The organism is Paenibacillus sp. N3/727 (assembly GCF_022637315.1).
GTDB classification, from domain to species: Bacteria; Bacillota; Bacilli; order Paenibacillales; family Paenibacillaceae; genus Paenibacillus_AQ; species Paenibacillus_AQ uliginis.
In genome coordinates this window covers 5140952-5167452 of sequence record NZ_CP093336.1, presented here as the reverse complement: position 1 = coordinate 5167452, position 26501 = coordinate 5140952, and the positions used below count along the sequence as shown (strand labels likewise).

28 protein-coding genes, 1 pseudogene and 1 riboswitch are annotated in these 26501 nt (G+C 46.7%); of the genes and pseudogenes, 18 read left to right on the top strand and 11 right to left on the bottom strand.

Going from position 1 to position 26501, the window contains the following annotated elements; genetic code table 11:
- Positions 1-67: 67 nt before the first annotated feature.
- Entirely contained in the window at positions 68-655 is a 588-nt protein-coding gene (locus tag MNQ98_RS24020) for a GNAT family N-acetyltransferase (protein WP_241930497.1), read from the bottom strand.
- Positions 656-874: 219 nt separating this feature from the next.
- Between MNQ98_RS24020 and MNQ98_RS24015 the strand changes: the two genes are divergently transcribed.
- From MNQ98_RS24015 to MNQ98_RS24000, 4 genes are all read left to right on the top strand, one after another.
- Positions 875-1132 carry a serpin family protein gene (locus tag MNQ98_RS24015; RefSeq protein ID WP_241930496.1) on the top strand — a complete coding sequence of 86 codons (258 nt, stop codon included), beginning with the start codon at positions 875-877 and terminating at the stop codon, positions 1130-1132.
- A gap of 100 nt (positions 1133-1232) precedes the next feature.
- Complete coding sequence (locus MNQ98_RS24010) at positions 1233-2264, top strand: TIR domain-containing protein (RefSeq protein WP_241934024.1); 1032 nt, start codon at positions 1233-1235, stop codon at positions 2262-2264.
- Entirely contained in the window at positions 2261-2491 is a 231-nt protein-coding gene (locus MNQ98_RS24005; protein ID WP_208918060.1) for a hypothetical protein, read from the top strand. The genes MNQ98_RS24010 and MNQ98_RS24005 overlap by 4 nt, the downstream gene beginning before the upstream one ends.
- A 136-nt stretch (positions 2492-2627) precedes the next feature.
- A complete protein-coding gene (locus tag MNQ98_RS24000; protein WP_241930495.1) occupies positions 2628-3401 on the top strand; it encodes an MBL fold metallo-hydrolase in 774 nt (257 codons plus the stop codon).
- 121 nt (positions 3402-3522) lie between these two features.
- Here MNQ98_RS24000 and MNQ98_RS23995 read toward each other — a convergent pair whose 3' ends face one another.
- Positions 3523-4329 carry a Cof-type HAD-IIB family hydrolase gene (locus tag MNQ98_RS23995; RefSeq protein ID WP_208918062.1) on the bottom strand — a complete coding sequence of 269 codons (807 nt, stop codon included), beginning with the start codon at positions 4327-4329 and terminating at the stop codon, positions 3523-3525.
- Positions 4330-4553: 224 nt separating this feature from the next.
- Here MNQ98_RS23995 and MNQ98_RS23990 point away from each other — a divergent pair, with 224 nt between their 5' ends.
- Positions 4554-5267: a metal-dependent hydrolase gene (locus MNQ98_RS23990; RefSeq protein ID WP_241930494.1), complete on the top strand. Its 714-nt coding sequence runs from the start codon at positions 4554-4556 to the stop codon at positions 5265-5267.
- 203 nt (positions 5268-5470) lie between these two features.
- Here MNQ98_RS23990 and lplA read toward each other — a convergent pair whose 3' ends face one another.
- Positions 5471-6472: a lipoate--protein ligase gene (gene lplA, locus MNQ98_RS23985; protein WP_241930493.1), complete on the bottom strand. Its 1002-nt coding sequence runs from the start codon at positions 6470-6472 to the stop codon at positions 5471-5473.
- Positions 6473-6733: 261 nt separating this feature from the next.
- A riboswitch (cobalamin riboswitch) is annotated at positions 6734-6940 on the top strand.
- Between the two features lie 240 nt (positions 6941-7180).
- On the opposite strand from lplA, the gene MNQ98_RS23980 reads away from it, so the two are divergent.
- The 4 genes from MNQ98_RS23980 (at position 7181) to MNQ98_RS23965 (ending at position 11646) form a co-directional block, all read left to right on the top strand.
- The gene (locus tag MNQ98_RS23980) at positions 7181-8185 is read left to right on the top strand and encodes an ABC transporter substrate-binding protein (protein WP_241930492.1); all 1005 of its coding nucleotides are present in this window, start codon (positions 7181-7183) and stop codon (positions 8183-8185) included.
- A complete protein-coding gene (locus MNQ98_RS23975) occupies positions 8182-9228 on the top strand; it encodes a FecCD family ABC transporter permease (RefSeq protein ID WP_241930491.1) in 1047 nt (348 codons plus the stop codon). Before MNQ98_RS23980 ends, MNQ98_RS23975 begins: the two co-directional genes overlap by 4 nt.
- Complete coding sequence (locus tag MNQ98_RS23970) at positions 9225-10046, top strand: ABC transporter ATP-binding protein (RefSeq protein ID WP_241930490.1); 822 nt, start codon at positions 9225-9227, stop codon at positions 10044-10046. The genes MNQ98_RS23975 and MNQ98_RS23970 overlap by 4 nt, the downstream gene beginning before the upstream one ends.
- 205 nt (positions 10047-10251) lie before the next feature.
- Positions 10252-11646, top strand: a complete 1395-nt coding sequence (locus MNQ98_RS23965; protein ID WP_241930489.1) for an L-cystine transporter — start codon at positions 10252-10254, stop codon at positions 11644-11646.
- Between the two features lie 390 nt (positions 11647-12036).
- Here MNQ98_RS23965 and MNQ98_RS23960 read toward each other — a convergent pair whose 3' ends face one another.
- A complete protein-coding gene (locus MNQ98_RS23960; protein WP_241930488.1) occupies positions 12037-13125 on the bottom strand; it encodes a M24 family metallopeptidase in 1089 nt (362 codons plus the stop codon).
- Positions 13126-13281: 156 nt separating this feature from the next.
- On the opposite strand from MNQ98_RS23960, the gene MNQ98_RS23955 reads away from it, so the two are divergent.
- Positions 13282-13791, top strand: a complete 510-nt coding sequence (locus tag MNQ98_RS23955; protein WP_481856669.1) for an N-acetyltransferase family protein — start codon at positions 13282-13284, stop codon at positions 13789-13791.
- Positions 13792-13872: 81 nt separating this feature from the next.
- On the opposite strand, the gene pdxR is transcribed toward MNQ98_RS23955, so the two are convergent.
- Positions 13873-15318, bottom strand: coding sequence for a MocR-like pyridoxine biosynthesis transcription factor PdxR (pdxR, locus tag MNQ98_RS23950; RefSeq protein WP_241930487.1), 1446 nt, complete (start codon positions 15316-15318; stop codon positions 13873-13875).
- A 104-nt stretch (positions 15319-15422) separates the two neighbouring features.
- Between pdxR and MNQ98_RS23945 the strand changes: the two genes are divergently transcribed.
- The 5 genes from MNQ98_RS23945 (at position 15423) to MNQ98_RS29950 (ending at position 19357) form a co-directional block, all read left to right on the top strand.
- Positions 15423-15998 (top strand): GNAT family N-acetyltransferase, encoded by a 576-nt coding sequence (locus tag MNQ98_RS23945; protein ID WP_241930486.1) that lies wholly within the window; start codon positions 15423-15425, stop codon positions 15996-15998.
- Positions 15999-16103: 105 nt separating this feature from the next.
- On the top strand, positions 16104-17027 hold the full coding sequence (locus MNQ98_RS23940; RefSeq protein ID WP_241930485.1) for an AEC family transporter: 924 nt from the start codon (positions 16104-16106) through the stop codon (positions 17025-17027).
- A 95-nt stretch (positions 17028-17122) separates the two neighbouring features.
- The gene (locus MNQ98_RS23935) at positions 17123-17584 is read left to right on the top strand and encodes an Rrf2 family transcriptional regulator (protein WP_241930484.1); all 462 of its coding nucleotides are present in this window, start codon (positions 17123-17125) and stop codon (positions 17582-17584) included.
- A gap of 226 nt (positions 17585-17810) precedes the next feature.
- The gene (locus MNQ98_RS23930) at positions 17811-18680 is read left to right on the top strand and encodes a VOC family protein (protein WP_241930483.1); all 870 of its coding nucleotides are present in this window, start codon (positions 17811-17813) and stop codon (positions 18678-18680) included.
- Positions 18681-19030: 350 nt separating this feature from the next.
- Positions 19031-19357, top strand: a complete 327-nt coding sequence (locus tag MNQ98_RS29950) for a TIGR04104 family putative zinc finger protein (RefSeq protein ID WP_481856668.1) — start codon at positions 19031-19033, stop codon at positions 19355-19357.
- An 11-nt stretch (positions 19358-19368) separates the two neighbouring features.
- Here the strand turns inward: MNQ98_RS29950 and MNQ98_RS23925 are convergent, their stop codons facing one another.
- Entirely contained in the window at positions 19369-19884 is a 516-nt protein-coding gene (locus MNQ98_RS23925; protein WP_241930482.1) for a hypothetical protein, read from the bottom strand.
- 200 nt (positions 19885-20084) lie between these two features.
- On the opposite strand from MNQ98_RS23925, the gene MNQ98_RS23920 reads away from it, so the two are divergent.
- Together MNQ98_RS23920 and MNQ98_RS23915 are read left to right on the top strand one after the other, a co-directional pair.
- The gene (locus MNQ98_RS23920; RefSeq protein ID WP_241930481.1) at positions 20085-20690 is read left to right on the top strand and encodes an ArsR/SmtB family transcription factor; all 606 of its coding nucleotides are present in this window, start codon (positions 20085-20087) and stop codon (positions 20688-20690) included.
- Positions 20691-20710: 20 nt separating this feature from the next.
- Positions 20711-21508, top strand: coding sequence for an MBL fold metallo-hydrolase (locus MNQ98_RS23915; protein WP_241930480.1), 798 nt, complete (start codon positions 20711-20713; stop codon positions 21506-21508).
- Between the two features lie 91 nt (positions 21509-21599).
- On the opposite strand, the gene MNQ98_RS23910 is transcribed toward MNQ98_RS23915, so the two are convergent.
- On the bottom strand, positions 21600-22649 hold the full coding sequence (locus MNQ98_RS23910) for an IseA DL-endopeptidase inhibitor family protein (protein ID WP_241930479.1): 1050 nt from the start codon (positions 22647-22649) through the stop codon (positions 21600-21602).
- A 192-nt stretch (positions 22650-22841) separates the two neighbouring features.
- Between MNQ98_RS23910 and MNQ98_RS29945 the strand changes: the two are divergent.
- Positions 22842-22959: pseudogene (locus tag MNQ98_RS29945) on the top strand (response regulator transcription factor); the annotation flags it as partial.
- A gap of 42 nt (positions 22960-23001) precedes the next feature.
- Here MNQ98_RS29945 and speD read toward each other — a convergent pair.
- The 4 genes from speD to MNQ98_RS23890 form a co-directional block, all read right to left on the bottom strand.
- Positions 23002-23814 (bottom strand): adenosylmethionine decarboxylase, encoded by an 813-nt coding sequence (gene speD, locus MNQ98_RS23905; RefSeq protein ID WP_241930478.1) that lies wholly within the window; start codon positions 23812-23814, stop codon positions 23002-23004.
- Positions 23815-24032: 218 nt separating this feature from the next.
- The gene (locus tag MNQ98_RS23900) at positions 24033-25493 is read right to left on the bottom strand and encodes a serine hydrolase domain-containing protein (RefSeq protein ID WP_241930477.1); all 1461 of its coding nucleotides are present in this window, start codon (positions 25491-25493) and stop codon (positions 24033-24035) included.
- Between the two features lie 169 nt (positions 25494-25662).
- Positions 25663-26067, bottom strand: coding sequence for a VOC family protein (locus MNQ98_RS23895; RefSeq protein WP_241930476.1), 405 nt, complete (start codon positions 26065-26067; stop codon positions 25663-25665).
- 4 nt (positions 26068-26071) lie between these two features.
- Positions 26072-26440, bottom strand: coding sequence for a VOC family protein (locus tag MNQ98_RS23890; RefSeq protein WP_241930475.1), 369 nt, complete (start codon positions 26438-26440; stop codon positions 26072-26074).
- Positions 26441-26501 lie beyond the last annotated feature (61 nt).

Here is a 26501-nt window from a genome sequence, read left to right as displayed (position 1 = left end):
ACGCCCTCTGCCGAGTATGCGCAGAGGGCGTTATTTACTTAACCGACAACTAAAAGGATGATATTTTTCAAATGAGAGCTGAATCCGTCAGGCTAAGTTTGTTGTTACTTTCCCACTCTTCCCGTGTTATCCCCATCCGAATGGAGTCATAATATACACCTTCATAGTATCGGCACTGGCGCATACGGCCTTCTAGCTGCATCCCGACCTTCTCAGCACAGCGCATCATTCTGGGGTTCCCCGACCAAGTCGTAATCCCAACCCGGCCTATGTTCAGAGCCTCGAACAGGTAACCCATCCATAAAGAGAGGGCATCGGTACCGTATCCGCCGCTCCAATAATCAGGAGAATAGATGACGATTCCTGCCTCTAGCCAGCGAGTGCCCTTGCTCTCCCAGTAATAAGTGACAATTCCAATGATCTGGCCATTTACCTCGATGAGCAGGTCATCCGGAAGGTCATCCGAGGAAAAATCCGTCCCCCATTGCTTTAAAAATTGTTCATACGTTCTGTGGTCCAGCGGAAAATAAGGAGCATCATACTTTTTCCATTCCGGCTGGTCACATCCGTAAATGAGATCGTACAGCACCGGCATATCTTCCATGGCGCGTGTCCGCAGGGTAACCCGCTTTCCTTGTAACAATACTTTTTTCATTGTGTGAAAAATCCTCCGTATCATATCGTTATCCATTTGCTTAAAATGTCAGCTATTCCTATTTCAATATACATCAGCTCCATTCCTTTATTTCCAGGCGATGTAAATAAACTCAGTCTGGAGACAACTTCCTTGAAAAAAATAACGTTAATAAATATATGAAAATATAAAGAGCATGTTATGGAAGAAGGGAAGGAGAAAGACTTTTATGAATAGAAAATGGATTCTATGGGCACGGCTGATTTTAGCGCCATGGCTGAATCGTCATTATATATCGGAAGAGTACAGCATAAAGTGGTAGTGGATGTAAAGGAAAAGGGGACAGAGGCGGATGCAGTCACATCGATTGGTATGCCAACCAGTGCAGCACCGCTACAAAACCCGATTAAGATGATTGTAGACCGACCGTTTTTTTTCGCGATTGAAGACCGGGACACGGAAACCTGGCTGTTCATGGGGTCCGTCACCAATCCCTAGCATATAATAAATGATCAAATATTTCCCATAAAATAGGTAACTTTGTTATAATGATCGAATAATAGTAAATTGAACAACAAGGGGAGTATATGATGTGCCTATGTCCATTCCAAAGCCGAATTTATTCATTGGTTCATCCAGAGAAGCCATCAAGTATGCCCGCGCCATTCATGAACAAATCAAGAGGACGGCTCAGGTAACACCGTGGTATGGTGGAACATTCGGGGCCAATGCGTATACGATGGAAGCACTGGAGCGGCAGCTGGAACAAAGTGACTTCGGCGTGTTCGTATTTTCTCCCGACGATGTGGCTCTTATTCGGGGAAAGCATGTTTTCATAACGAGGGACAACACCCTGTTTGAGATGGGGTTGTTCTGGGGAAGGTTAGGAAGGCGGAGAGTCTTTTGCATCGTGCCTGATCAGGTGGAGCCTGACGATCAATTAATTCAGGATGTCACGATCAAAGAATATCATCTTCTATCCGATCTGCAAGGACTTACGCTCTTGGAATACGAGCTGCGGAGTGATCAGGATTACAAGTCGGCGGTGGATGTCGCCTGCGGACACATCATAAACGCGATTGAAGCAGAGTCATTTTTTAATAACCCGACCGAAGTCATTGAGCAGAAGGAAGCTGAGCTGAAGCGTAAGCAAAGTGTGCTCCATTTTTTTTGGGAGTATAATCGTAATGTGAATGTAACGGATCTCTCTGAGAAATATCACGCACTTAGCGAAGCGGTGCGCAATTCTTTGCTTCCGCCTACACGAGGAGACTTCCGGGTTACCGGAGCCGCATTTTGGGCGAAATCCGGAAATGATGGAATGGCTCAACTCGGAGGTAATGTAGGAAGAGGACGTTTTTTTTCGTTTAACGCAAATGACAGTAATAGGGGTACCCAGCAGTCCATTTACGTGATAGACGTCTATAACAGCGGTAAATGGGCATTTTATCACGAAGAGGAAGTTGCGCAGGTGTATGTGTTCTGCTATCCTTTAGGTGTAAATCATGTTTTATCGGTTCATTTAACAGGACAACAAACGCTATCCGACGAAGAACTTGGAGAAGTCGTTGAGCATAATCGTGAACTGCTTCGAACCATCAGGCATTTAGTTGGAGGGGATTCCATATGAGCAGGAATGAGAAAAAGAAGATTGCAGGAAATCTTGGGTCCGCCAGCAGTCATTGGGTGGTCCGCGGAAGTATTCCAGTGGAAGGTGCTTTGAAACCGCGCGAGCGTTCTGGGAGACGACAGAAGAAATCAAGCATTTATATCGGTCCTTCCGTAGAAGGTACAGACAAGAAGTATGTTAAAGTTATCAGCGGAGCGGTAGATGACAAGAAGCCCTCATTTGCATAATTCGTAATGAAACTGCCGGGTTTCCGGTGTAATCATAGATTAGATGATAAGCCGTTCGGCATGCTGCCGGCGGCTTTTATTGAGATATAAGAAGGTATCAACTTCATTTCTCACGGATAGGGAGAAGGGGAACATCATGGATACATTAACTTTTTTAGGCACGGGAGATGCTATGGGGGTACCGCGTGTGTACTGCGATTGTGGGGTATGTACTGAAGCTCGCTTCTTCGGGAACAATCGCCGACTGCGTTCTTCTGTCATGGTAGAGGACGGACAAAATAGGTTTATGATCGACTGTGGTCCAGATTGGCGGAATATGATGGAAACAAACGGAATACGGCAGGTGAAGCATATGCTGATCACCCATGCACATTTCGATCATATCGGAGGACTTCCCGAATGGGCTGATGCCTGCCGATGGCTTAGGGTCAAAGGAAGCCTATATGCTCCTCGGGAAGTGTTGGAACAGATCCAGCGGCAGTATCCTTGGCTGTCGAATCATATGATAATAACAGAGGTAGATGATGGCATCACACTTTGCGGTTGGGATATTTCATGCTGGAAAGTGAATCATGGAAAGAATGGCTATTCTTATGCGTATCGGTTGGAAAAGAATGGATTCTCCTGGGTGTATAACTCGGATTCGATCAACTTGAACGACGAGGAAAAGAAGCCGCTATACGGTTTGGATCTCCTTGTGCTCGGTACAAGCTTTGTCCATGAGACGGCGGAGTTTTCAACCCGGTCTGTGTATGACATGAAGGAAGCGGCTGAACTGTTGGCTGAGGTAAAACCTCGGAAGACTGTATATACTCATATGTCGCATGGTGTGGATGTTAATCAGCAGATTGATCTTCCTCCAGGGACGGTTCTGGCCGCTGCCGGTATGAGTCTGAAGCTGTCACGCTAAGGATTGCTTTATCATAGTAGTTAGAAGGCTCCACGATTATTAAATAGCTACCCAATATAAAAGAGGCTCGAACCTAGGCATTCAAAACCTTGGATACGAGCCTCTTTTGTTCATAAAATATTTATTCCGCGTTCAGCACAAATTTCTCGATTACATGTTTAACGCCATCTTCGTTATTGCTAAGCGTTACATAGTCCGCTAATTCCTTGAGCGGCTCAATAGCATTGCCCATGGCAACACCAAGGCCTGCACATTCCAGCATTTCGTGATCATTCCAGGAGTCGCCAATCGCAATGGTTTGTTCCAAAGCGCAGTCAAAATGATTCGCAAGGAACGTCAAAGCATGGCCTTTCGTACCTTCTTTATGCATGAATTCTAGAAAATAAGGTTTGGATTTCGTGATATGCATTTGATCGCCAAGCAGCTCCTGGAATACCGGAATCAGCTCGTCGAGATAAGCAGGATCATCGATGATCAGCATTTTAGGTGTAGGCTGTTCGATCATTTTGATGAAATCAGGCTCAATATAATAAGGCGTGCGGTTCAGTGCACAATAATCGATCAGTTTCTGGTTCTCTTCCCGGGAGTATAGCTTGTCATCAATATAAGTCTGCAGATGTAGATTATGCTCTACACAGTACTCATACAGCTTTCTGGCAGCATCAACGGGAACATAGCGTTCATAGAGAACCTCTTCGTCCAACAAATTCTTAATCAGAGCCCCTTGATAAGTGATGATTGGCACATTTAGTCCGGTTTGGCGGGCAATCGCTTGTGCGGATGCATAGGCTCGGCCGGTCGCCAATGTAACTACAACACCTTTTGCGACAGCCTGCTCCAACGCCTGCTGGACACCCGGGGTTACTTCTTTATCGTCATTGATGAGTGTGTCATCGATGTCGATGGCAATCAATTTGTAATCGGTCATGGTTGTCTCTCTCCTTTTATCTCTGTCTTAACTCTATTGTACCGTTTGTGGCACGGTTTTCAATTGGGACAGGATCATATTGTCCATAGAGTGGAAAGGGTAGACAAAAAGAGGGTTTTTTTGCTATACTAAAATGCCGAACATACATTCCCGTGCATATTACGGCTGAAAGAAGTGAACGGGCTCAAACAAGACAACTAGAGAATGAAAGGAAGTTATTTATTATGATGGGAAGAGCCCATTTGGTTATTAGCACCGGCGTCACCTTGTCGGTCATGGGGCTGGCCGGAATTCCCGTTACACTCCCGGCTGCGGCTGCAGCCGCAGTCAGTTCGCTGCTTCCTGACATCGATGAGCCGAACTCCATTTTGGTCAGAACGGTCATCCCAACAGGACTGCTGCGTGTGCTGCAGTTGGCATTGGTTGTTGGAGCCGTATTTATTTTTTACTACAGCCAGGATTATGCTCCGTGGAATCTGGCACTGGCAGGTCTGATTGCCGTCGTATCCTTTCTGCCCGGACGGACGCTGCGTCATATCGTGATGTTTATGATTGGTCTGGGACTTCTTCAGTTCGGCCAAGCCTTCAGCCCGTGGAACACGATTGCCGGATGCGTACTGATGATTTCCACGCTCGTTTCCCATCGTGGTTTGACGCATACTGCATATGCTGCGGCAGGCTGGACTATGCTGCTCTATTTCGCAACAAAAGGAACAGCGGGAGGGGAGAGCTTATGGATTGCAGGTGGAATGTCTTATGCCCTTCATTTGGCGGCCGATATGCTGACGAACAGGGGAATACGGCCATTACCTCCACTGAAATTCAGAGTGAAGTTCAAACTAATGAGCACTGGTAGCAAATGGGGGAACACAGTAGAGAACATGTGTATCGTGCTCACACTCGTCTTGCTCTGGTATGTATTCATCGCATCCAAATAATACGAACGGGGGGTGTCCCAAAAGGTCCATTGACCTGGGACGGCCCTCATGTCTGTTGTAAGACGCTACGTGTAGAAATCGTTCCTACTCAAGAAGTGAACAATGGACTATAAAAGCAAGCAGGTCACCCAAGGATGAATCCTCGAGTGACCTGCTTTTTTTGAAAGATATCTCTGTTAAAATCGTGACTCAGTACTGTTACTCTATTCCTCTAAAAAAATCAAACCGATCAGATCATCAAACTCCAGATTACCGAAGTAATGCTTGACGTCAATGGATGAGAGGGCTTCTCTTACTTCACTTTCCTCGTAACGTTTGCCACGAAGCGCGTTTTCAATATCGGCTACATCGCCTACGCCAAAGAAGTCACCGTAAATTTTAATCTCGCCGATATGTCCATCTTTAATGTCCATGCGGATATCGATAATGCCGACTGGGAATTTTTTCGCGTGTTTCACATTGCTTTCTGGTGATAAGCCATAGTTCCAGTCCCAGTTTTGGTAACGTTCCTTGGAGATTTGATTGATCATTTCCCAGTCCTTTTCTTGAAGAACGTACTGTGGAACCTGATCTGGCTCCATTCCGAAGATCGAACGCAGAAGCTCTGCACGGAACTGTTCAATTGTCATATCTGTACCGAGCAGCTCCTTAATGTTGGCCACACGGCTGCGCACTGATTTCGTGCTCTTCGATTTGAACTTCTCTGGGTTAGCTTTAAGCGAGGCCTGTACATTGTCCAGATCCAGGTCAAACATAAGAGTCCCGTGGCTGAACATGCGTCCCCGTGTGGAGAACTGGGCGTTGCCGGAAATCTTTTTCTCTCCGACTTGAAGGTCATTTCGGCCGCTGAGCTCAGCCGGAACACCCATTTTTTGAAGGAAATCGATAACGGGTTGGGTGAACTTCAGGAAATTATGAAATGACTGGCCGTCGTCTTTTGTAATAAAACTGAAATTGAGATTGCCGAGGTCATGGTATACAGCACCGCCTCCGGACAATCGCCGAACAACTTGTATGTTATTGTCACGGACAAACTCCTGATTGATCTCTTCAATCGTGTTCTGGTGTTTGCCGATGATAATCGACGGCTGATTAATGTAGAAGAGCAAATAGCTGTCTTCCATAGGCAAGTGTTTCAAAGCGTATTCTTCAATCGCTAGATTAATGGCGGGATCATGGATCCCCTGATTATCGATAAAGAGCATATGTACGCCTCCGCATAGTTTTTCGGGTATAAAGCTTCAGATCTATTGTAAACCAATGTCCGGCTTCAGGGCAAAGGGTGAGAGGCAAATCCACAGACGCGTACGATAAATAAGTGAGATATCCATAATGGTTATATAGGCAGAAATAGGGTTCACGGCAAGCGGGGAGCGGCTACTCAGTTTTTTTCTGTGAAGTTTCAGGTTGTAAGCCGAGAGGATATCTCATATAATCGTCAAAAGAGAAGTAAGCTTGGCAAAAAGAATATTCAATACTCGCGAGGTCCTGGAGAATAAGCAAAGCATATGTTTTGCTCCCGGGTTAAAAGGGAAGTCGGTGCAAGTCCGGCGCGGTCCCGCCACTGTGAATCAGGGATATCCTCCATTACTGCCACTGGTCTAAACAGGGTCGGGAAGGCGGAGGTGTCATTTCAACCTGTAAGTCAGGAGACCTGCCCGCGTAATGATCTGACGGTCCTTCGAGGAAAGGATTACGTTTGGCGGACCTAATGTGGGTGAGGTGCTGTACTAGAGCAAAACTCCTATTTATTGGATAAGGTTCATTGTTTCCGAAACGTAGCCCCTGATTCTTCTGCGGAGAAATCAGGGGCTTTTTTGTGGTTGGATGTAAGGATTTCCGTCAGAAATCAGGTTTATTGAGTACCTAAGGCAAGCAAGTTGTTCTCAAACTAGGGTTAGGAGAGAAAATCGATGAAAAAAATAATGAAATCATGGTCCGCCATGTTGGCGGTGCTGATGCTGGTCCTGTCACTGGCTGCTTGTGGAGGAGAAACAGCTCCGAAGGAGGCAACACCAACACCTGCACCGGAGGCTGAACAAGGTCAGAAACCGGAAGCACCTGCCGCTGAAAACGCTAAAACGGTGTATCCGTTAACTTTAAAGGATGCTACTGGAGAGGAAATGACATTTGATAAGGCTCCAGCAAAAGTTGTGTCGCTGTCTCCTTCCGAGACGGAAAAACTGTTCGCACTTGGCTTGGATGAAGAAATTGTCGGCGTATCCGAAGTGGACGACTACCCTGAGGCAGCCAAATCCAAGCCGAAAATGGGCGGTTATGAAATGGATGTTGAGGCCATTGTCGCTTCAGGCGCGGATGTTATATTTACAGCAGCGATGAATGAACAGAACGTACAGAAGCTCCGTGACCTCGGAATAAAGCTGTTCGTGAACGACCCGAAGACGATTGCTGAAGTCATGGACAACATTAAGGTAGTTGGAGAGATTACGGACCGTCAGGCGGAAGCTCAAGGCATCGTAGATCAAATGCAGAAGGATCTGGACCTTGTGAAGGAAGCGGTTAAATCCGTAAAAGATGAGGATAAGAAAAAAGTGTATGTTGAGTTCTCACCGGGTTGGACGGTAGGAAAGGGCACATATCTGGATGAGATGCTCAATATCAGCAATTCAGCCAACGTGGCTGGCGACAGCGAAGGCTGGTTCGAAATCAGTGAAGAGAAGATTATTGCAGCGAATCCAGATGTGATTCTGTATTCCAGCAATGTAGTGGATGAATCCACCAAAAAAACTTTGGATCAAATCATTAAAGAACGCAGCGGCTGGGACCAAATCGAAGCTGTGAAAAACAATAAGCTGATTAAAATTGATGACAATCTGATCAGCCGCCCGGGACCTCGTGTAACTCAAGGATTGGTTGAAGTAGCGAAGGCGGTCTATCCGGAACTGATGACCCCATGAGTAAAAAACTTGCGGGTTATGGAACGGTGGGGCTCCTGCTTTTACTGCTGACGCTGATCGTCAGCCTCGGCATCGGTTCCGTCCATCTGCCCGTTAAGGAAATTGGAGCCATGCTTCTTCACCGGTTGCCCTGGATCGGGGACTCTATTGTTCCCAACTGGGAAGTAGCTTCCGAGCAGATCATCATGAAGGTACGACTTCCCCGTATACTGCTCGGTATGCTGGTTGGGGCATCCCTTGCGGTGGCCGGTGCTGCTTTTCAAGGGGTACTTAGAAATCCGCTCGCCGATCCCTTTACACTCGGTGTATCCTCCGGTGCATCACTTGGTGCTGCGTTTCTGATCTTCTACGGATTGCAGTACTCTTTTGCGGGTGCCTGGACCTTGCCGATCGTTGCATTTATGACCGGGGCGATCACGCTGTGGATTGTGCTGCTCCTCGCCCGAGATCACGGTAAGATACCGACTAACGCACTGATTTTGTCAGGTGTGGTTATGCAGTCCTTTTTAGGAGCGGTCGTTTCATTCTTAACGGTAATGTCACGAGATACGCTAACGGACATTCTATTCTGGACGATGGGAAGTTTAAGCATGCGGGGATGGTCGTATATTGCTGTCCTTTTCCCGTATTTTACTGTAGGCTTCTTATATTTGTGGAGCCGGGCGCGTACACTGAATCTGTTGTCTTTAGGTGAACGTCAGGCGGCCCATATGGGGCTTAACGTCGATCGTCTGAAGACCAGTGTGCTTGTTGTTGCCACCTTTCTAACGGCTGCGGCCGTGTCTGTATCCGGTGTGATCGGCTTCGTGGGACTGGTTGTTCCTCATATGATCCGTCTCATTACCGGTTCTGACTACCGGATCATCATTCCATTATCGGCACTGGGCGGAGCGATTTTCATGGTCTGGTCCGATACGGCTGCCAGATCCATACTGTCGCCGACCGAAATTCCGATCGGGGTAGTAACTGCATTTGTTGGAGCTCCGTTCTTTGCTTATTTGCTGTACCGGAACAAAAAGCAGCGTAGGGAGGGAAGTGTATGATTACACTTCAAGGCGTAAGCAAGCGCTTTGACCGGGTGAACGCGGTGACCGGTATCGATTGGAACGTAAACGTTGGGGAATGGTGGGGCATTATTGGTCCGAACGGAAGCGGTAAATCCACGCTGCTGCATCTCTTATCAGGTGTGGAGTTGCCATCGTCTGGACATTTACAGTTTCGTGGCAGAGAAGTTTCAAGTTATAACAGAAAGGAGCTTGCCCGCTCTGTAGCGGTTCTTCAGCAGGAGGGGCTCGCTCCGTCTGATTTTACAGTGCGCGAGGTTCTTGAAATGGGACGTTACCCGTTTCAAGACTGGATGGGACGGGAGAAGAAAGATTCCGGACCGCTTCTGGATCGTATTATCCGAAAGCTGGAACTGGAAAATTTCGAATCCAGACGACTTGATCAATTAAGCGGGGGACAGCGCCAACGTGCAGCTCTTGGCAAAGTGATGGCTCAGGAACCTACACTTCTGTTGCTTGATGAGCCGACAACTTATTTAGATATCCGTCATCAGCTGCAATTTATGAACATGGTTGCAGAGTGGCGCGAAGATACCGGTATAACGGTAATTAGCGTGCTCCATGATCTTAATTTGGCGGCTCAGTTCTGTGACCGGCTTCTGGTGCTTCAGGATGGAAAGATCGCGGGAGAGGGAACCCCGGCTGAGATACTGACCGAAGATTTTATCCGGCGAGTATTCCGAGTGGATCCGGCAGTCGTCAGCCATCCTGAAAATGGCGCTCCCCAGGTTCTTCTGACTGCAAACGTCTCCGATTCAAGCGGTCAGGCAGAGATCCATACGGAAGCTGGAAGATGAATCTAGTCCGGGAAAAATGGAAATATTCTATATGTAAGCAAAATTTTAAGACGGCTGAAAGCCGTCTTTTTTGCATGTATGGAGCATATTTTTAAAAAGAAAAAATAGATGTCGGATCGGATTTCACGGGTAATGTTTAAAGTGTATCCGTATTTGGAAATGAATACGTAGTAGCACTTATCAAACAAAAGGGAGGCATCAGGCGATGGAAACACTCTGGATCGTTATCAATGTCCTTGTGCTGCTTCTGCTTATCGGAATATTGTACTGGATGCAAAAAAAGCACTACTCGTTTACCAAGCGGGTGTTTGCCGGGCTCGGTCTCGGTGTGCTGTTCGGTGCAATATTGCAGTTCATTTATTCGGCTGACTCGGATATCATAGCGAAATCGTCGCAATGGTTTAACCTGGTGGGGTACGGATATGTTCGTCTGCTGCAAATGATGGTTATACCGCTAATTATGGTATCGATCATCTCTGCCATTATGAATTTGAAGGGCGGACGCAATCTCGGCAAAATGAGCGGACTTATCATCGCTGTTCTGATATTAACGACGGGCGTAGCCGCATCGGTAGGTATTGCAACAACGCTTACGTTTGACCTGTCTGCTGAGAATATTCAGGCCGGTGCTGCTGAGCACGAACAGGGGGCGCTGCTGGAAGAAAAACTGGGAGATGTGAAAGAGCAGACTTTGCCACAGCAAATACTGGAGTTTATTCCGTCAAATCCGTTCGCAGATATGACCGGTGCCAGAAGATCGTCCACGATTGCAGTTGTGATATTCTCTGCTTTTATCGGCATTGCTGTACTAGGGATTGACCGAAAGTATCCGGAGCAAGCAGAAACGTTTCGCGGTATGGTCCGCGCCCTTTATGCCGTTGTGATGCGAATTGTAACCTTGATTCTGAGACTGACACCGTACGGGATATTGGCACTTATGGCCAAGACGATAGCAGGAACGGATCTTCAGGTCATCCTAGACCTTGTCGATTTTGTTCTGGCGTCTTATGTGGCGCTAATCGTCATGTTTATTATCCATCTGATTCTGCTGTCCCTGTTCGGATTTAATCCGATGATTTATGTCAGAAAAGCGCTGCCAGTCCTGACTTTTGCGTTTACATCACGCTCCAGCGCCGCATCTATTCCACTGATTGTGCAAACCCAGAACAAAAAACTGGGTGTTCAGGAAGGCATTGCGAATCTGTCCGCTTCCTTGGGAGCCACCATGGGACAGAATGGTTGTGCAGGTATCTATCCCGCCATGCTGGCGGTTATGATTGCACCAACCGCAGGTATCAATCCGTTGGACTGGACATTTATACTCACACTTATTGTTGTCGTAATGATCAGCTCCTTCGGTGTTGCCGGAGTAGGCGGCGGAGCGACGTTTGCCTCCTTGATTGTGCTGTCCACGATGAATCTGCCTGTAGCTTTGGCAGGACTTCTGATCTCGGTTGAACCGCTGATTGATATGGGCCGGACGGCGCTTAATGTCAACGGATCCATAACTGCAGGTCTGGTTACGGGTAAAGTGATGAAGGAAGTTAATACCGACGTGTATAAGGACCGTAATCAAGATATTGATGTGATGCAGACTTGACACTCCCACCCCTAAAGGGGCAAGTCAGCTGGCGCAGATAGGATTCTTGAGTAGTTAACGCCCTCAATCCATTTCTGTTTTGGGCAACTCTCAAGTTTAGGGCGTGTCATCGCCCCTCCTAAGACAGTGCATATAGCATCTTAGGCTCTCATCCTGTTACCAGATGAGACAGGTTGTTTGCTCAAATGTTTTAGCGTCTTGTTCTTGACGACTTCATACATTTTACGTGGCGAAAGAGTTAGTCGCCACAACCCCATATGTATACCGTTGGACCTGGGGCACCCGTTCATAAATCGGAGAATTAATGAACGTACATAGGGGGAAATGACAAGCGCGGCCGTTTCACCGATATGGTTCGGGAAAGCGGCCGTTTTTTGTGAATCAGAACAGTCAACCGATGACTGTAAGTTGTTTAGGGAAAGAGGTCAGTACTTCGACACCGCTATCTGTAACGTGAACGTCGTCCTCGATCCGGACACCGCCTACACCCGGCACGTAGATGCCGGGTTCGATTGTAAATACAGCTCCTGGTTGCAGCATATCTTCATTTAGACCGTGAACCGATGGGTACTCATGCACATCCATACCCAGACCATGACCTAAACGATGCAAAAACGCAGGTCCATAGCCGGCTTCCTCAATTACTTCCCTTGCAGCTAGATCGATTGAACCGTATGTAACGCCAGGCTTTACAGCACGTATAGCTGCTTCGTTAGCGGCCAGAACGGTGTTGTAGATAGTTTCTTGCTCGGTACCGATATGCCCGACTGCAAAGGTTCGGGTAATGTCTGAAGCATATCCGCCCGCATACACACCGAGGTCAAACATGAGCAGGTCACCCTGTTCAATCTGCCGCAGTCCCGGTACGCCGTGAGGCAGGGCTGTGTTGGTACCCGTCAGAACCATCGTATCAAAGGAAGGGCCGTCTGCGCCCAGCCTTTTCATCAAATATTCCAGCTCGGCAACAAGCTCAATTTCACGCATTCCGATCTTGACCTGCTTCAGACCTTGAGTCAGCACCTCTTCAACGAGAACAGCGGCCCGTTTCATCTTCGTGATTTCATCCTTGGACTTCCGCACACGCATCTCACGCAATACCGGACCTGCGTCTTGAAAGGCACGAGCCGGTAAAAAATGCTGCAGCTGCTCGTAACGGGATACGGTGAGTTGATCCTTCTCAAGTGCCATAGTACCGATCGAGCCTTGAATCTGTTTGCTGAGCAGTTCATACGGATTGTCCGTATCTTGATGGGTAACGATGTTGTTTACCGATGAAGCCGCTGCTGCTGCGTCACCATCAAGGGCGGGAACGATCAGCAGGGGTTCTTCTCCACGGATCAGCAAAAGACCGAGAAAACGCTCGTGCGGATCACTGGCAAAGCCTGTTAAGTAATACACATGTTTGGGATCTGTAATTAATAACAGGTCCCAACCTTGACTGTCCATAGCGTTAGTTAGTTGTTCCATTCTGACATTCATCCTATTCATTCCTTTCGACCTTGCATCTTGGGAGGTGCTCTTCATATTTAGCGTAGCTTTTTCCGATGTTGATGTAAATAAAAAAAGTTGAAGCGATTTTTATCTTCCTCCGTTAAAATAGATATACTAATAACCACAGCATTCGGAGGAATAGACATGGCAATGCATCATTATCAGATTGAGTATGCCGTCAAAGAAGATTTACCGGCCATTGTAGACATTTATAATTCTACTATATCTGGTAGAATGGTCACCGCAGACCTGGAACCCGTCACACCAGAGAGCCGGATTCCCTGGTTCGAAGCCCATAATCCGGAACACCGACCTTTATGGGTCTTGCGAGCTAATGATGAAATCGCAGCTTGGATGAGTTTTCAATCTTTTTACGGACGGCCTGCTTATCAGGGGACTGCAGAAATCAGCATTTATGTGAGTGAGAAGTACCGAGGCTCTGGTGCTGGAAGCATACTGATCGAAAAAGCACTGAAGGAATGTCCTCGTCTGGAAATCAGTAATCTGGTTGGGTTTGTCTTTGGACACAACGAGCCAAGCCTGAGACTGCTTAAGAAATTCGGATTCCAGCAATGGGGCCTGTTTCCTGATGTTGCTGAGCTGGATGGGGTGAAGCGTGACCTCGCCATTGTAGGCCGGGCGGTACAGGTTTAGTCACATATGTTAAACAGAAGGACGTCCGTATGCTACGGGCGTTCTTTTTTGTGCTGAGGAATTATCAGAGCCTGCCTGAAGTTAGAGCCAGCAATCCGCCAACCGCCTGATTCCATCATCGATATCTTCTTCCCTGATTCCGGCAAATCCCACAATAAACTCACGTTTATGGTCTGTACTTCCGGAATGATCCGGTGTTTGGTCATACGTATAGGCAACAGAATGAACACGGATGCCCTGATTCTCGGCAGCAGCCTGCAGTTCCGCTTCAGAGGAGGGGTGTTGCAAAGACAGAATCAGATGGAATCCGGCGCCTGTTCCCGATACGACAGCCCGATCTCTGAAATGTTTGCGGATGGAGGAGATGAGAGTATCATGTTTTTTTCGCAGTATGGTTACCATTTTGCGTAAATGCCGGTCGAGAAAGCCATCCTGCATAAAGTGCTCTAGTGTGCGTTGGTGAATCCGGGAAGCCGTGCATTCGAGAAATAAATGATGTTTTATATGATGGTATTGCTCCATTAAAATGGATGGAATAATCATGTATTGTATACCGAGTGAAGGTGACAGGACTTGTGCAAATCCACCAAGATAAATGACCCGGCTGTTGGGAACAAGGCCTTGCAGGCAGGGAATGGGCCGGCCGTAATACCGGAATTCTCCGTCATAATCGTCCTCAATAATAAAACCGCCGCATTCTTTAGCCCATTGAAGCAGATCAAGCCGTTGAGACACGGGCATGATTATGCCGGTTGGGAATTGATGTGATGGGGATACGGTTACAAGTGTTGCTCCGCTAGCCCGAAGAGATTGCTGATCCAGCCCACCCGCTTGCAGAGAAATCGGATGGATGGAATATCCACTCTGGCGGAACAGTTCGGGGTACTGCGGGTAACCGGGATTCTCAACGGCGATATTTTTCCCGTATGGGCGAAGCAGGCGGCATAATAGTTCCAGAAGCGGGTATGGGTCTGATCCAATCACGACCTGTTCCGGTGAACAGGATACACCCCGCATAGTGCGTGCATACTTAGCAATCTCATAACGAAGTCCTTCCTCACCTTGAGGGTCACCATAGAAGAGCAGGTCTGAGACTTTTTCCTCCTGTAGAACACGGTTGTAAGTCCTTCTCCATTCGGTCAACGGAAAATGTTCATAATCGTTTTTGGACATATGAAAATCGTAGCGGTAGGAGCGGTGCCGCGGCAGCTGCCTCCCTTGAGGGGGAGGTGGTTCGGCCGGTACGGATATAAGTTTATCCGTCAGCTTTTGCACAAAATAACCGCTGCGTGGTCGGCTCAGGATGAAACCCTCAGCTAGCAACTGTTGATACGCCATCTCCACCGGAGTTGTACTCATGCCGAGGAAATCGGCTAGTTTGCGTACCGAGGGAAGTCGTGCTTGATACTGCCAGCGCCCGGTGGATATTTCTTTTTTCATGTATTGGTACAGCTGCACGTACAGAGGGAAAGAAGAATTCTCAGCAGACCAGTTCATCTCGGTCAGGTTAATGCTCACATATTTCATGGTTCATCTGTCCTTTTAAATTATTGAAATCTGTACATATGGATATGGTCAATTATTTGGTATATTATATGGGATTTGATTGGGAATGAAAATAGGAGGTCATTATGGATACAACATTATGGAATCTGCTGCCACTCCGCTTTTTGGAGGGGGAGCGAGTATATTTGAGGCCGATTGGACAGGACGACGCGGAAGGATATTTTCGTATGCTGTTTAATCCGGAAGTTCGGAGATTGACCGGAACGCAGCATTCTTTCACATTGGAAGGTGTTCGTCGTTTTATTGAGGGCAAGTCGGCTGATGACTCTACAGTACTGCTATTAATCGCTTTATCGGATACTGATGAAGTGATTGGGGATATTGCCCTTCAGGATATCGATCACGTTAACCGGAATGCCAATGTTCGAATTGCTATCGATTCGGATAATCATAAGGGTAAGGGATATGGACCAGAGTCAATCCGCCTTCTTATAGAATATGGTTTCGGGGTTCTTAATCTGCATCGGATCGAATTGCAAGTGTTTGCGTATAATGAACGTGCGATCAAGGCTTACGAAAAAGTCGGATTCAGCAGAGAAGGCGTACAGCGGGACGCGTTATATTATAACCACCAGTATCACGATTCGATTATGATGAGTATTTTGGCAGATGAGTATAGGGCGCTTTATCATAAGCAATAATGGCATCCTATAACGTCTATAGTTATGTGGTCTTGGACGAAATACACCGTTATACGTTACGATGAAAGCATCAACGAGTCTGAACGTTAAGGAGTATTTTACCACATGATATCTTCTTTTTTTATGACGTTGTATAGTGTGTTTCTTCCAATCTCCCTTCCTGTCATTGCCGGTGGACTATTGAAACGCTTTAAGGGGCTGGAGACGAAGACGTTATCGGCTTTATCTCTTTATGTAATGAGTCCGGCTCTCATATTTGAAACACTGGAGAAGGCAACCGTTACATCGGGTGATGTGGCGGTGACGGTCGCATTTTGCATCATGAATGTCATTATTTTATGGCTGTTAAGCACTTGTGTCAGTAAAATGCTGGGACTGTCCCAGCCGGAACGGTCCGGGCTTGGATTAACGACGATGTTCACCAACAGTGTGAACTATGGCCTGCCGTTGGTGCTGCTCGCCTTTGGGCAAGCTGGATTGGATAAAGCGTCCGTGTACGTTATAGTGCAGATCATTATAATCAACACGCTAGGTGTGTATCTGGCGGCAAGATCCCATTTCTCGGCAGTGAAGGCCGTTAAATCTGTTTTTACGCTTCCATCCGTGTATGCAGCGTTGCTTGCCGTACTGATCCGGATGACGGATGCTGCTCTTCCTGATGGCTTGGAGACAGGGATAGGAATGCTTTCCGCCGCATACGCTCCACTGGCTCTTGTTATACTTGGGGCTCAGATGATGGGCGTACGTGATGGCAGTGAAATATCGACGGTCTCCCGCCGAGGATTTTGGTCAGGGATGGCGATGCGTATGGTTATTGCTCCGCTTGTTGCTTGGGGTATTCTGACGGCATTATCGGTGGAGGGAACTTTGTTTGCGGTTATTCTTGTTCTGTCTGCAATGCCGGCAGCTGTAAATGCGGTTATCCTTGCGGAGCAGTATGATGCAGCTCCCCGGCTTGTGTCCATGTGCATTTTGTGGACGACGCTGGCATCATTCATTTTCCTGCCTGTTCTGATTGGTGTGCTGTGAATCTAGGCATTCGGCGGTATTGACTTCCTTACTGGATGTAACTATGATAGTTACATTCTTCGATTGGAAAAGTTGTAACGATGGAGGAGAGCATTTTGAATATTAGTACCCGTTTTTCCGTCGCCATTCATATATTGTCTGTACTGGAGCTGAACAAGTCTGGGCTAAGCACTTCCGATTACATTGCAGGGAGTGTCAACACGAATCCAGTAGTAATTCGGAGGCTTATAGGCATGCTCAATAAGGCTGGACTTGTTGAAGTACGCCCAGGAGTGGCCGGCGCCAAGCTCAAGGGATCTGCTGGAGAAATATCACTGCTGGATATATACCGTGCGGTTGATGTGGTGCAAGAGAATAGTCTGTTTGCGGTTCATGAACATCCGAATGTGAAATGTCCTGTAGGCAAGAATATTCAGGATGCAATCGTACCCGTGTTCTCACTTGCACAAAATGCGATGGAGAGAGTGCTTCAGGAAGTGACGCTTCAAGATATTGTGCAGAGTATCTCACATAAGGATTCCGGGAAGGATATAGACGCTTGTAACCTAGAAGGTTAAAGGCGTCTATCGTCATTTTCAGAAGTGAAAACCATACACCAGTACGGATGCTCAATTTATTTAGATTTGTTATGCAAGTTGCAATTGACTTTCATTTTGTAAGTGACTATAATTATTTATATACAAGTTGTAACTGTTATCGTTACATGTCATACCTCAATTTCGTCGTTCATTATTTAGAAAAAATACATTTATTCAATAATTAAACAAACAAGGAGTGGTTATTATGTCAGCAGTGCTGCATCCGTCCACAGAGCTTGGACATGTTTCTCTACGTATCCGCAATTTGGCGAGATCCGTTCGTTTTTATACAGAAGTCATTGGTTTGAAAATGCTTCGGCAGCAAGGAAGAGTTGCCGAACTGACGGCAGACGGCAAGCATACATTGCTCGTGCTTGAAGAAGTGGAGGGATTAATTCAACAGCCGGAGCGGACAGCAGCAGGCCTGTATCATTTTGCGATTCTCGTGCCGGATCGGGTAAGCCTTGGGCTTGTTATCCGAAATCTGATTTCCCATAACATCCCGGTTGGTCAGGGGGATCACCTCGTCAGTGAAGCTCTTTACCTCAGCGATCCGGACAATAACGCCATTGAAATTTACAGTGACCGTCCGCGTGACACATGGAAACGGGATGAGAAAGGCGAAATCATGATGACTACTGATCCGGTAGACGTTGATGGTTTGCTGTCTGTATCCGAAGGATTGGAATGGAACGGGCTTCCGGCAGGAACCGTGATCGGTCATGTTCATTTCCATGTATCCAATCTTCAGGAGGCGAAGCAATTCTACTGCGACGTTCTCGGATTTGAACTGACGGCACACTATGGCAGTGCTGCAATGTTCATCTCTGCGGGTGGATATCATCACCATATTGGGTTAAACGTGTGGGCTGGCGTTGGCGTGCCGAATACCCCTCGTCATGCGGCGGGTATGAATTATTTTACGGTTGTTCTTCCAAACGAAGAAGAGCTTGAAGTGGTGAGCGGCAGAATTCATGCGGCAGGATTAACATTGGAAGAGCGGGACGGAGCATTTTATGTAAAAGATCCTTCCGATATTGAAGTTAGGTTCGTGGTGCAGTCGGCTAACCAATAAATAAAACCGCAAGATTGCAAATCAAGAAGGGGATGTTCAAAAAGGTCCATTGACCTAAGGGCATCCCTTTTGTCTGTTGCGAGACGCTACGTGTACGAACCGTTCCTACAATCGCTCTTGCCCCCGAATTTCCTGAATGATTTCTTAGCGGTCGCCTTTGTGTCCGGATTTTTACCGCTAAAGGAAAATTCAAAAAATCTGGACACAACAGCGATTGGAGGGATGATTCGTACGCGCAGCGACCATTAGAACAAAACAAGGGTGCCCCGCTGGTCTAATAACCATTGGGACACCCTGCTTTATGTTTCCGCAACTTAACCTGTTTAATTTACCAATTAAAAGAAGGATATATGTTAACATTTAGAGGGGGTGATGTTATGCCAATTTGTCAGAAATGCGGCTGTTCTTGGAACTGGAAAGAGACCTTCCTCAAAATACTCACATTTAAAAATAAGTTAATATGCCCTTCCTGCAAGTCACTTCAATATGTCTCAAAGAAATCGAGACAACGAATAAGACTGATTTCATTACTATCCACTAGCATGATGGTCCCTATGGTATCCATGGGTATGCGCATCGGTTATATTTTGATGTATGCATTGATTCTATATGTTTTACTGATTGTTTGTATGCCATTTCTTTATATGCTCAGTAACGAAGATGAGCCGATGCTTTAGCCTGTTTACGTTTACAGCTGAGCTAACCCCTCAAGCGTCCGGATCATATGTTCCACTAGATTGGGGATATCCGACATGTTGTCTTCGTTGATTTTGTGCGGGAATTTGAGTTCAATCGTATTTTTATAAACGATAGGATCTTCGCCGTAAACACAGCTAAGCGTCTGCACTGGAGTGAGTTGAGGCTCCCATATGACCTGCATCAGCTCTGAAATACGCCGGCACTGCTCGGGTACAATCCTGACCTCTGTATAGAATCGGAGGGATAGCGCGCAGCCTGGTTGTTCTCCGGGTGTTTCCAATAATTCAGCAGCAAGGTCTTTTAAAAAAGCTTCAAGTCGGATCTCAGCTTCTGCTCCAGTTCGTGGGACCAGCTCGAATTTGAGACTGAAAGCTCGAGACATGACGGCCATATCCATCCGGTCTGTCCGGCCTGTGACTAGAATCCTCTCGTCCAGATTATCCAGATCATAGACCACATTCTCCACGGCAACTTTCAAATTTTCAAATATGGTTGGATCGAACATACAGACACTTCCTTCTGACAATGATGAGTAAATACATGAATGTGGATAATATACCATACCCGTTATAGAGAGGAAACAACATAAGCTATTTTTACTATGCCAACAATGAGGAAAATGGATTGACCTGTTTAAAAGATCATGATAAGATTTTGCCTAACAGTAAAATAAATTTTACCGGTAAATAATTGTGAGGTGATAAAGTGAAAATTACTGGTGTGTATAAAATCAAGACACATGAGCAGTTGAAAGCCATTGCCGATCCGCTTCGAACCAAAATATTGATGAATCTTGTAAAGAATGAGTATACCGGCCAACAGTTGGCAGAAATGCTGGGCATTACCCGTAACAATATATATTTTCACTTGAAAGAGCTGGAGAAGCATAATGTGATCCAAGTGGTCAGGAAAGAAGAGAAGAACGGAATCGTTCAGAAATATTATCGCGCTGTAGCAAGCCGCTTTATTCCGGACGAGCATCTGCTTCCAAGTGAGGATCTCATCGAAACGTCCAGGCAAGTGTTTATGGAAACATTAGAGGTCACACGAGCGAAGATTGTGAATGCGCCGGCGTCATCTTTTGCACTGAATTCTAGTAACGAGACGTTGAGAAAAAATATCGCGTCAACGTATTCCTTACGTGGGAACGAAGAGAGCTTTACGGCTTTCATCGAGGACTTCAAAGTTCTGCTTGATAAGCATTTTGTGAAGTCAGCTCCTGAGGGTTCAGGTGAGAACACAGAGGATACGAGCTATTATTTGTCTTTAATCAGCTTTCAAGACGATGACGAAGACATCACAATTCAATAATGAAACGGTGGGGAATACCTATGAACAATGAGATTATTATTGATGATGCATGGTTCACTGTATCCAAAATTGACGATGGAACGTTTGCGATAAGCGAGTTCGGCCATTGGGAGAAGGTCCATTCCTTCCTACTGATCGGAAAGGAAAGAGCGGCACTTATTGATACAGGACTCGGCATAGACAAGATTAAACGTATGACCGATCAGCTCACAGACTTACCGATTATCGTTCTAACCACGCATGTGCATGCAGATCATATCGGAAGCCACGACCAGTTCCAGCAGATTTACGTGCATGAAGCCGAAGAGGACTGGCTGGTAAACGGGATTAAGGGACTAGGGATCGATCAGATTCGAAAAGACATATCCAGGGATATTACAAGGCCGGTTCCGGAAACGTTTAATCCGATGTCCTACAAGCCATATCAAGGCAAACCAGCAGGATTGTTGCGTGACGGGGATGTGATTGAGCTTGGGGGACGGAGCCTAACGGTTTACCATACGCCGGGTCATTCACCGGGCCATATCGCCTTGTTCGATACGAGCCGAGGCTTTCTGTTTACAGGAGATTTGCTGTACGACGAGACACCGGTATATGCTTTTTATCCGACAACGGACCCTGTGGATCTTGTGAATTCACTGGATAAAATATCAAGAATTTCCAGAGTGGAACAAATATTTGGCAGCCACAACAGTATTGGACTGGATCCAGATTGGCTCACAGTTGCTCAGCGCGCAGTAAAGGATTTACGGGAAAAAGATCTCGTCCGCCATGGTACTGGTATACATACATATGAAGGACTGCGCATCCAATTCTAATGAGTAGAGAGTAACTGAATCTGTATACAGTAAAATAGGGCGTTTCCACCGCAGGATAAACATACTGTCTGGAAAACGCTCTTAAATATTATTATTTGATCTTGGTAACCTCTTCATCAATCCTCCAGCCACTGGCCGCCAAATAGCGGAAGGTTACATCATATGTTTGGCTGTCATGATCACCGTCAGGAACTTTAAAACGGAATTTTTTCACCGTATCTCCGTTCTCCAGTAATTTCGCCTTCGCTTTAGACCAGTCTGTCAGACTGCCGCCGTCCGCATTAGGCTGAGCAAGTCTTCCGTTCACTTCAACAAGACTTACCGATTTCACTTGAGCGTCCCAATACTGCCGAACCTTCTCCGGAGTGAATACTTCCAGCAGATAAGCGGTCCATTTTCCCTTCGTACTGAGATCCTTGCCCATCCAGCGGTAATGATCACCTTTTCCCTTAATGGAAAACTCTTTGATTTCCCCATCGCTTGTTGCATTTCCTCCTGAAGAGATATGCCAATAATGCGCTGCGGCCTTGGCTGCAAGCTGTTCTGCTTCCTGTACGCCCAAAGCCGTCACTTTATTCTCGGTCGATTCCGGCAGTCCGCTGTGCGGTAAATCTCCTTTCACTGAAACAGCGTCTACAAACCATGAGTTGCCAGCCTTAACAACCGTGATCCTCAAAATAATAGGTGCCTCCGGGCCCATGGATGTTGCCGTATCCAAACGCAGTTCAATAATCTCCCTACTGGTGTTTACTTTCGTATGCTTTGTCATGGTCCACTTTGTAATCCAAGGACTTGATACACCGGTAACCCAGTTAAGCTCATGGAACTTCGGCTTCATCCTTTTTTGCATTGATTTGGAGAACGTTGCGTACTGGATGTGTGCATTGCGTTTCTGCAGGCCGAAGATATACAGTTCCGCTGCTTGAAAAGGATCAGTAAGAATGAGACCTTGAGCCGGTTTGGTTGGCGTCGCCGCCGTTGTGTTGTCTGTCATTGTGTTCGATTTGGCCGGTTTAGCGGCAGCTTGTGGATTGTTCCCTGCTGGGGAATGTTCTCCTTCAGATGCGTATGCTGCCCCAGATAACATCATTGTTCCCGCCAGTAGGGCCGCTGCCGCTGTTTTGAAATGATTTGTTTTCATGCTTATCACTCCTTGTCTCCTGATATATACGACAGCTGCAACTCTGCCGCCTTCTACTTTAGAAACGATCAAGCTGGTTGAAACGTTACAGGTTTTGTAAAAAAATTCGGAATTTTTCCGTCAGCCTTGTTACGTTATTATTGATGGTTCGACTTATAGGTTGGTTCAGTTCGGAAGTCGGATGAAAGAGAGAGCCTGCTGTATCTATCGGATGGTACCGTGAGAAATTATGATTCAACACTGTATGCCAAACTGGGCGTACGCAACAGAAGAATCCGTAAAGAAAACAAAAGAGGCTGGGCTCATGTGAGTCCAGCCTTACCTGTATGGAATAGAACACTCTACCCTTTTGTTAGCTTCGATCTATATTTTTGCCGTAATAGATTTCGTCCATTTCGAGCTTCAGGCGTTCCGTAATTTCCTGCTGCTCTTGCGGAGACAGCTTATCCTTCGTGTAGCCGAACAGATAGTTATCAAGGTCAAACTGCTTGAGCTTGCATTTGGTGTGAAAAATGTTCTCCTGATAGACGTTGACATCAATCATGTCATACAGGTCTTGCTCCTCGTCCGGAATATAGTTCTGGATGGAGCTGATCTCATGATCGATGAACAGCTTGTGTCCGCTGATGTCCCGGGTAAAACCACGCGTCCGATAGTCAATCGTTATAATATCTGTATCAAAGGAATGGATGAGGTAATTCAGCGCCTTGAGCGGTGAAATCTCCCCGCAGGTAGACACATCAATATCGGCACGGAAGGTGCTGATGCCTTCATCTGGATGATACTCGGGATAGGTGTGAACAGTAATATGGCTCTTGTCCAACTGGAGAACGACATTGTCAGGCAGCGGTCCGGGCGATTCATCGTATGATGCGTCTGGAACCTCAACGACAGGTCCCTCGGATACGAGCACGGTTACACTGGCCCCCTGCGGGACATAGTCCTGTTGAGCGATATTCAGCACATGGGCCCCGATAATATCGGACACGTTTTTTAATATTTTGGTGAGACGGTCGGCATTATACTGCTCATTGATATATTCAATGTACGCTTCGCGCTCTTTCTTGGTTTTCGTATAGCATATATCGTACATATTGAAACTGAGTGATTTCGTGAGATTGTTGAATCCGTGGAGGGTGATACGCTGTTCCGGTTCTGGTTTCATATGCCATTTCCCCTTATGATCAAATATTGGATAAGTCATGATACATCCTATCTTTTCCAACAGTGCATATTCTTACTCTTGGAATGAAGAATACATATAGGGTCCCGTTATTCGCTGTAATCCAAAAAAAGACTGCCCTGCAGTGGAATTCACTGTAGAAGCAGCCTTTTTATCAAGTGAAGCTGTTATTATATTTACTTCAATAAGGGTAGATGTGCTCAGACGTCCTTCGTTCCGGCGAGTGCGACGCCTTTAATAACGCTGGATTCCATAGAGTCAAAACCAACGTTCTGGGAGATGGACATTTGCAATCCGTCCTCTTCAAAGGTAAGAGCCATACTCAAACAAAATGGAGTCTCTACCAACTGATGTGTAAGCAGGAGTAGATTATCCTCTTTCCAGGTGGCACTTGCTGCCACAGTCTCCGTAACACCCCTCAACAAGGAGGTTGATCCTACGTTCCAACTGTTAGATCCATAGACAGTCTGATGCTCTCCGGCAGCGTTCTGAATGGTTACGGTAATACTGCCTGATTCTAAGGTGAAGGATAACGTGTTAAATCCAAGCTTATTCTCTTCTAACTGATAGGTCAATCCTGACCACTCCTGTCCAAGCGGAGATTCGCACTCATAAACAGGTGGTTCGAGTGACAGTGATTTTAGCTTATCCTGCAGAGCCCCAGAAGCCTCACTATCGGAATCGATAGGGGACACAGGCTGTTGAAAGGCAGGGAGCAGGACATCCCAAACTACATTTAAGACAGCATCCAGCTGCATCGTACCGCTTGTAATCGCTATAACGGCATCGTACTGTGGCATAACGATGCAGAACTGCCCGAAAGCACCGTCTCCCCGGTATACGTCGTGACGGCATCTCCAGAATTGATAACCGTATCCTTGGTTCCAGTCATTGTTCGGATCATCTCCGTTGGATATTTGTTTTGAAGTGGCTTCCTCTACCCAGGAAGCGGGAATGAGCTGCTTATCCTGCCACAGCCCCTTCTGAAGATACAATTGACCGAACTTGGCAATATCCTCGGTTTTAACGGAAAGCCCCCAGCCACCGCAATCAAAGCCGAGAGGGCACTTCTCCCAAGTGGCATTTTCAATGCCAAGCGGCGCCAGAATCCGTGGCAGCAGGAAATCCAGTAAGGATCCGCCTGTCAATTTTTGCAGGATAGTTCCTGCTATGTAAGTAGCACCACTATTATACGTAAAATGGGTTCCCGGCGCGTGTTCTACCGGTGCATGCAGAAAGACTTTAATCCAGTTCTCACCATGCGTCCGGTTGAGCGAGGCGAGCGGGTCCTGATGATGGCCGGAGCCCATGATCAGGAGATGGCGAATTGACATCGCGGCAAGATGATCGCTGACCGTATCCGGTGTTTCGTTTGGAAAGAAGGAAATGACCTGATCGTCCAAAGAGAGCAGACCTTCATGGACGGCGAGTCCGATGGCAGTAGAAGTGAAGCTTTTACTCAGAGAGAACATTGTATGAGGCAAGTCTTTCCGGTAAGGTGCCCACCAGCCTTCTGCGATGACATGACCGTGGCGCAGAGCCATAAAGCTGTGAAGCTCAATGCCGCGCTCCCGTACAGTGTCTGGAAACCGAGATAAGGCGGCCGATGATATCCCTTGCTGTTCCGGTGTGCTTCGCGGCAAAGAATAAGAATGGGTCATAAGATTATCGCTCCTTTTGATGTAAGATGATTTTATGCTATCGCAGAAGGAAGCGCTTTACAATACATAAAAACACACGGGGTGTCTCAAAAACACATGTGCTAAACCGAACCATAAAGAAGACTGCCCGATCAATCACTTTTGGGCAGTCTTCTTGTATGCTTAAAATCTAAGTGTTCACATTCCTGTTCCCTAATACCGTCCGAATTCGCTCTGTTTTGTCAGCCTCACTGTGATATTCAAACAGCCCCAGACGGTTACCCCAAGGATCGGCAAACGTGGCCCATCGGACGGTAACCTCTGCGCGGGAATGTATTTCAAACTGCTCCACCTGCAGCTTTTGCACGATCCGCTCCCGCTCTTCATCTAAATCATTCACGCCTAGCCGCAGAGGTCCGTTTCCAACAGTAGGAGTTCCCTCCGCAACCTGCAGCCAGCAACCGGGAAGGAGCTCCCACTCGGTAAATCCTTCATGTGGAATGCAATCTGGCGCTCGTCTTAGCAGTGTCTCATACCAAGCCTGTCCGTCTTTGATATCCGCTACCCGTACCTGAACCGTCATTTCATATATCATGGAATTAAGTCTCCTGGAATTCCAGTAGTTCGATCACATTGCCAAAGGGATCCTTAATTGCGCTATAAGTGCCGGGAGGGCAGAACTGCGGTGTATCAAAGATAACTTCAATTCCTTTTGCCTGAAAATCAGCGATAGATGCCTTCAGATCCTGTGTCTGAATCCCCAAAACAACTTGAGCTTCGCGGGGATAATCCACCGCTGTAACGTTGTCGACCTTGTTCAGGATGACAGGTACAGCTTCGTGTTTCAGACCGACAATACATTCATCGTCGTATACCTTGGATATTTCGAAACCGAGTATATCGCAATAAAAGAATATGGCCTCTTTCATATCAGTGACGTTAATAGAAATGACACAAATACTCTGCATGGTAAAGATCCTCCTTATATTTTTTGAGAACTAATGAGAGTATACCTTGAAGAGAGGGTGG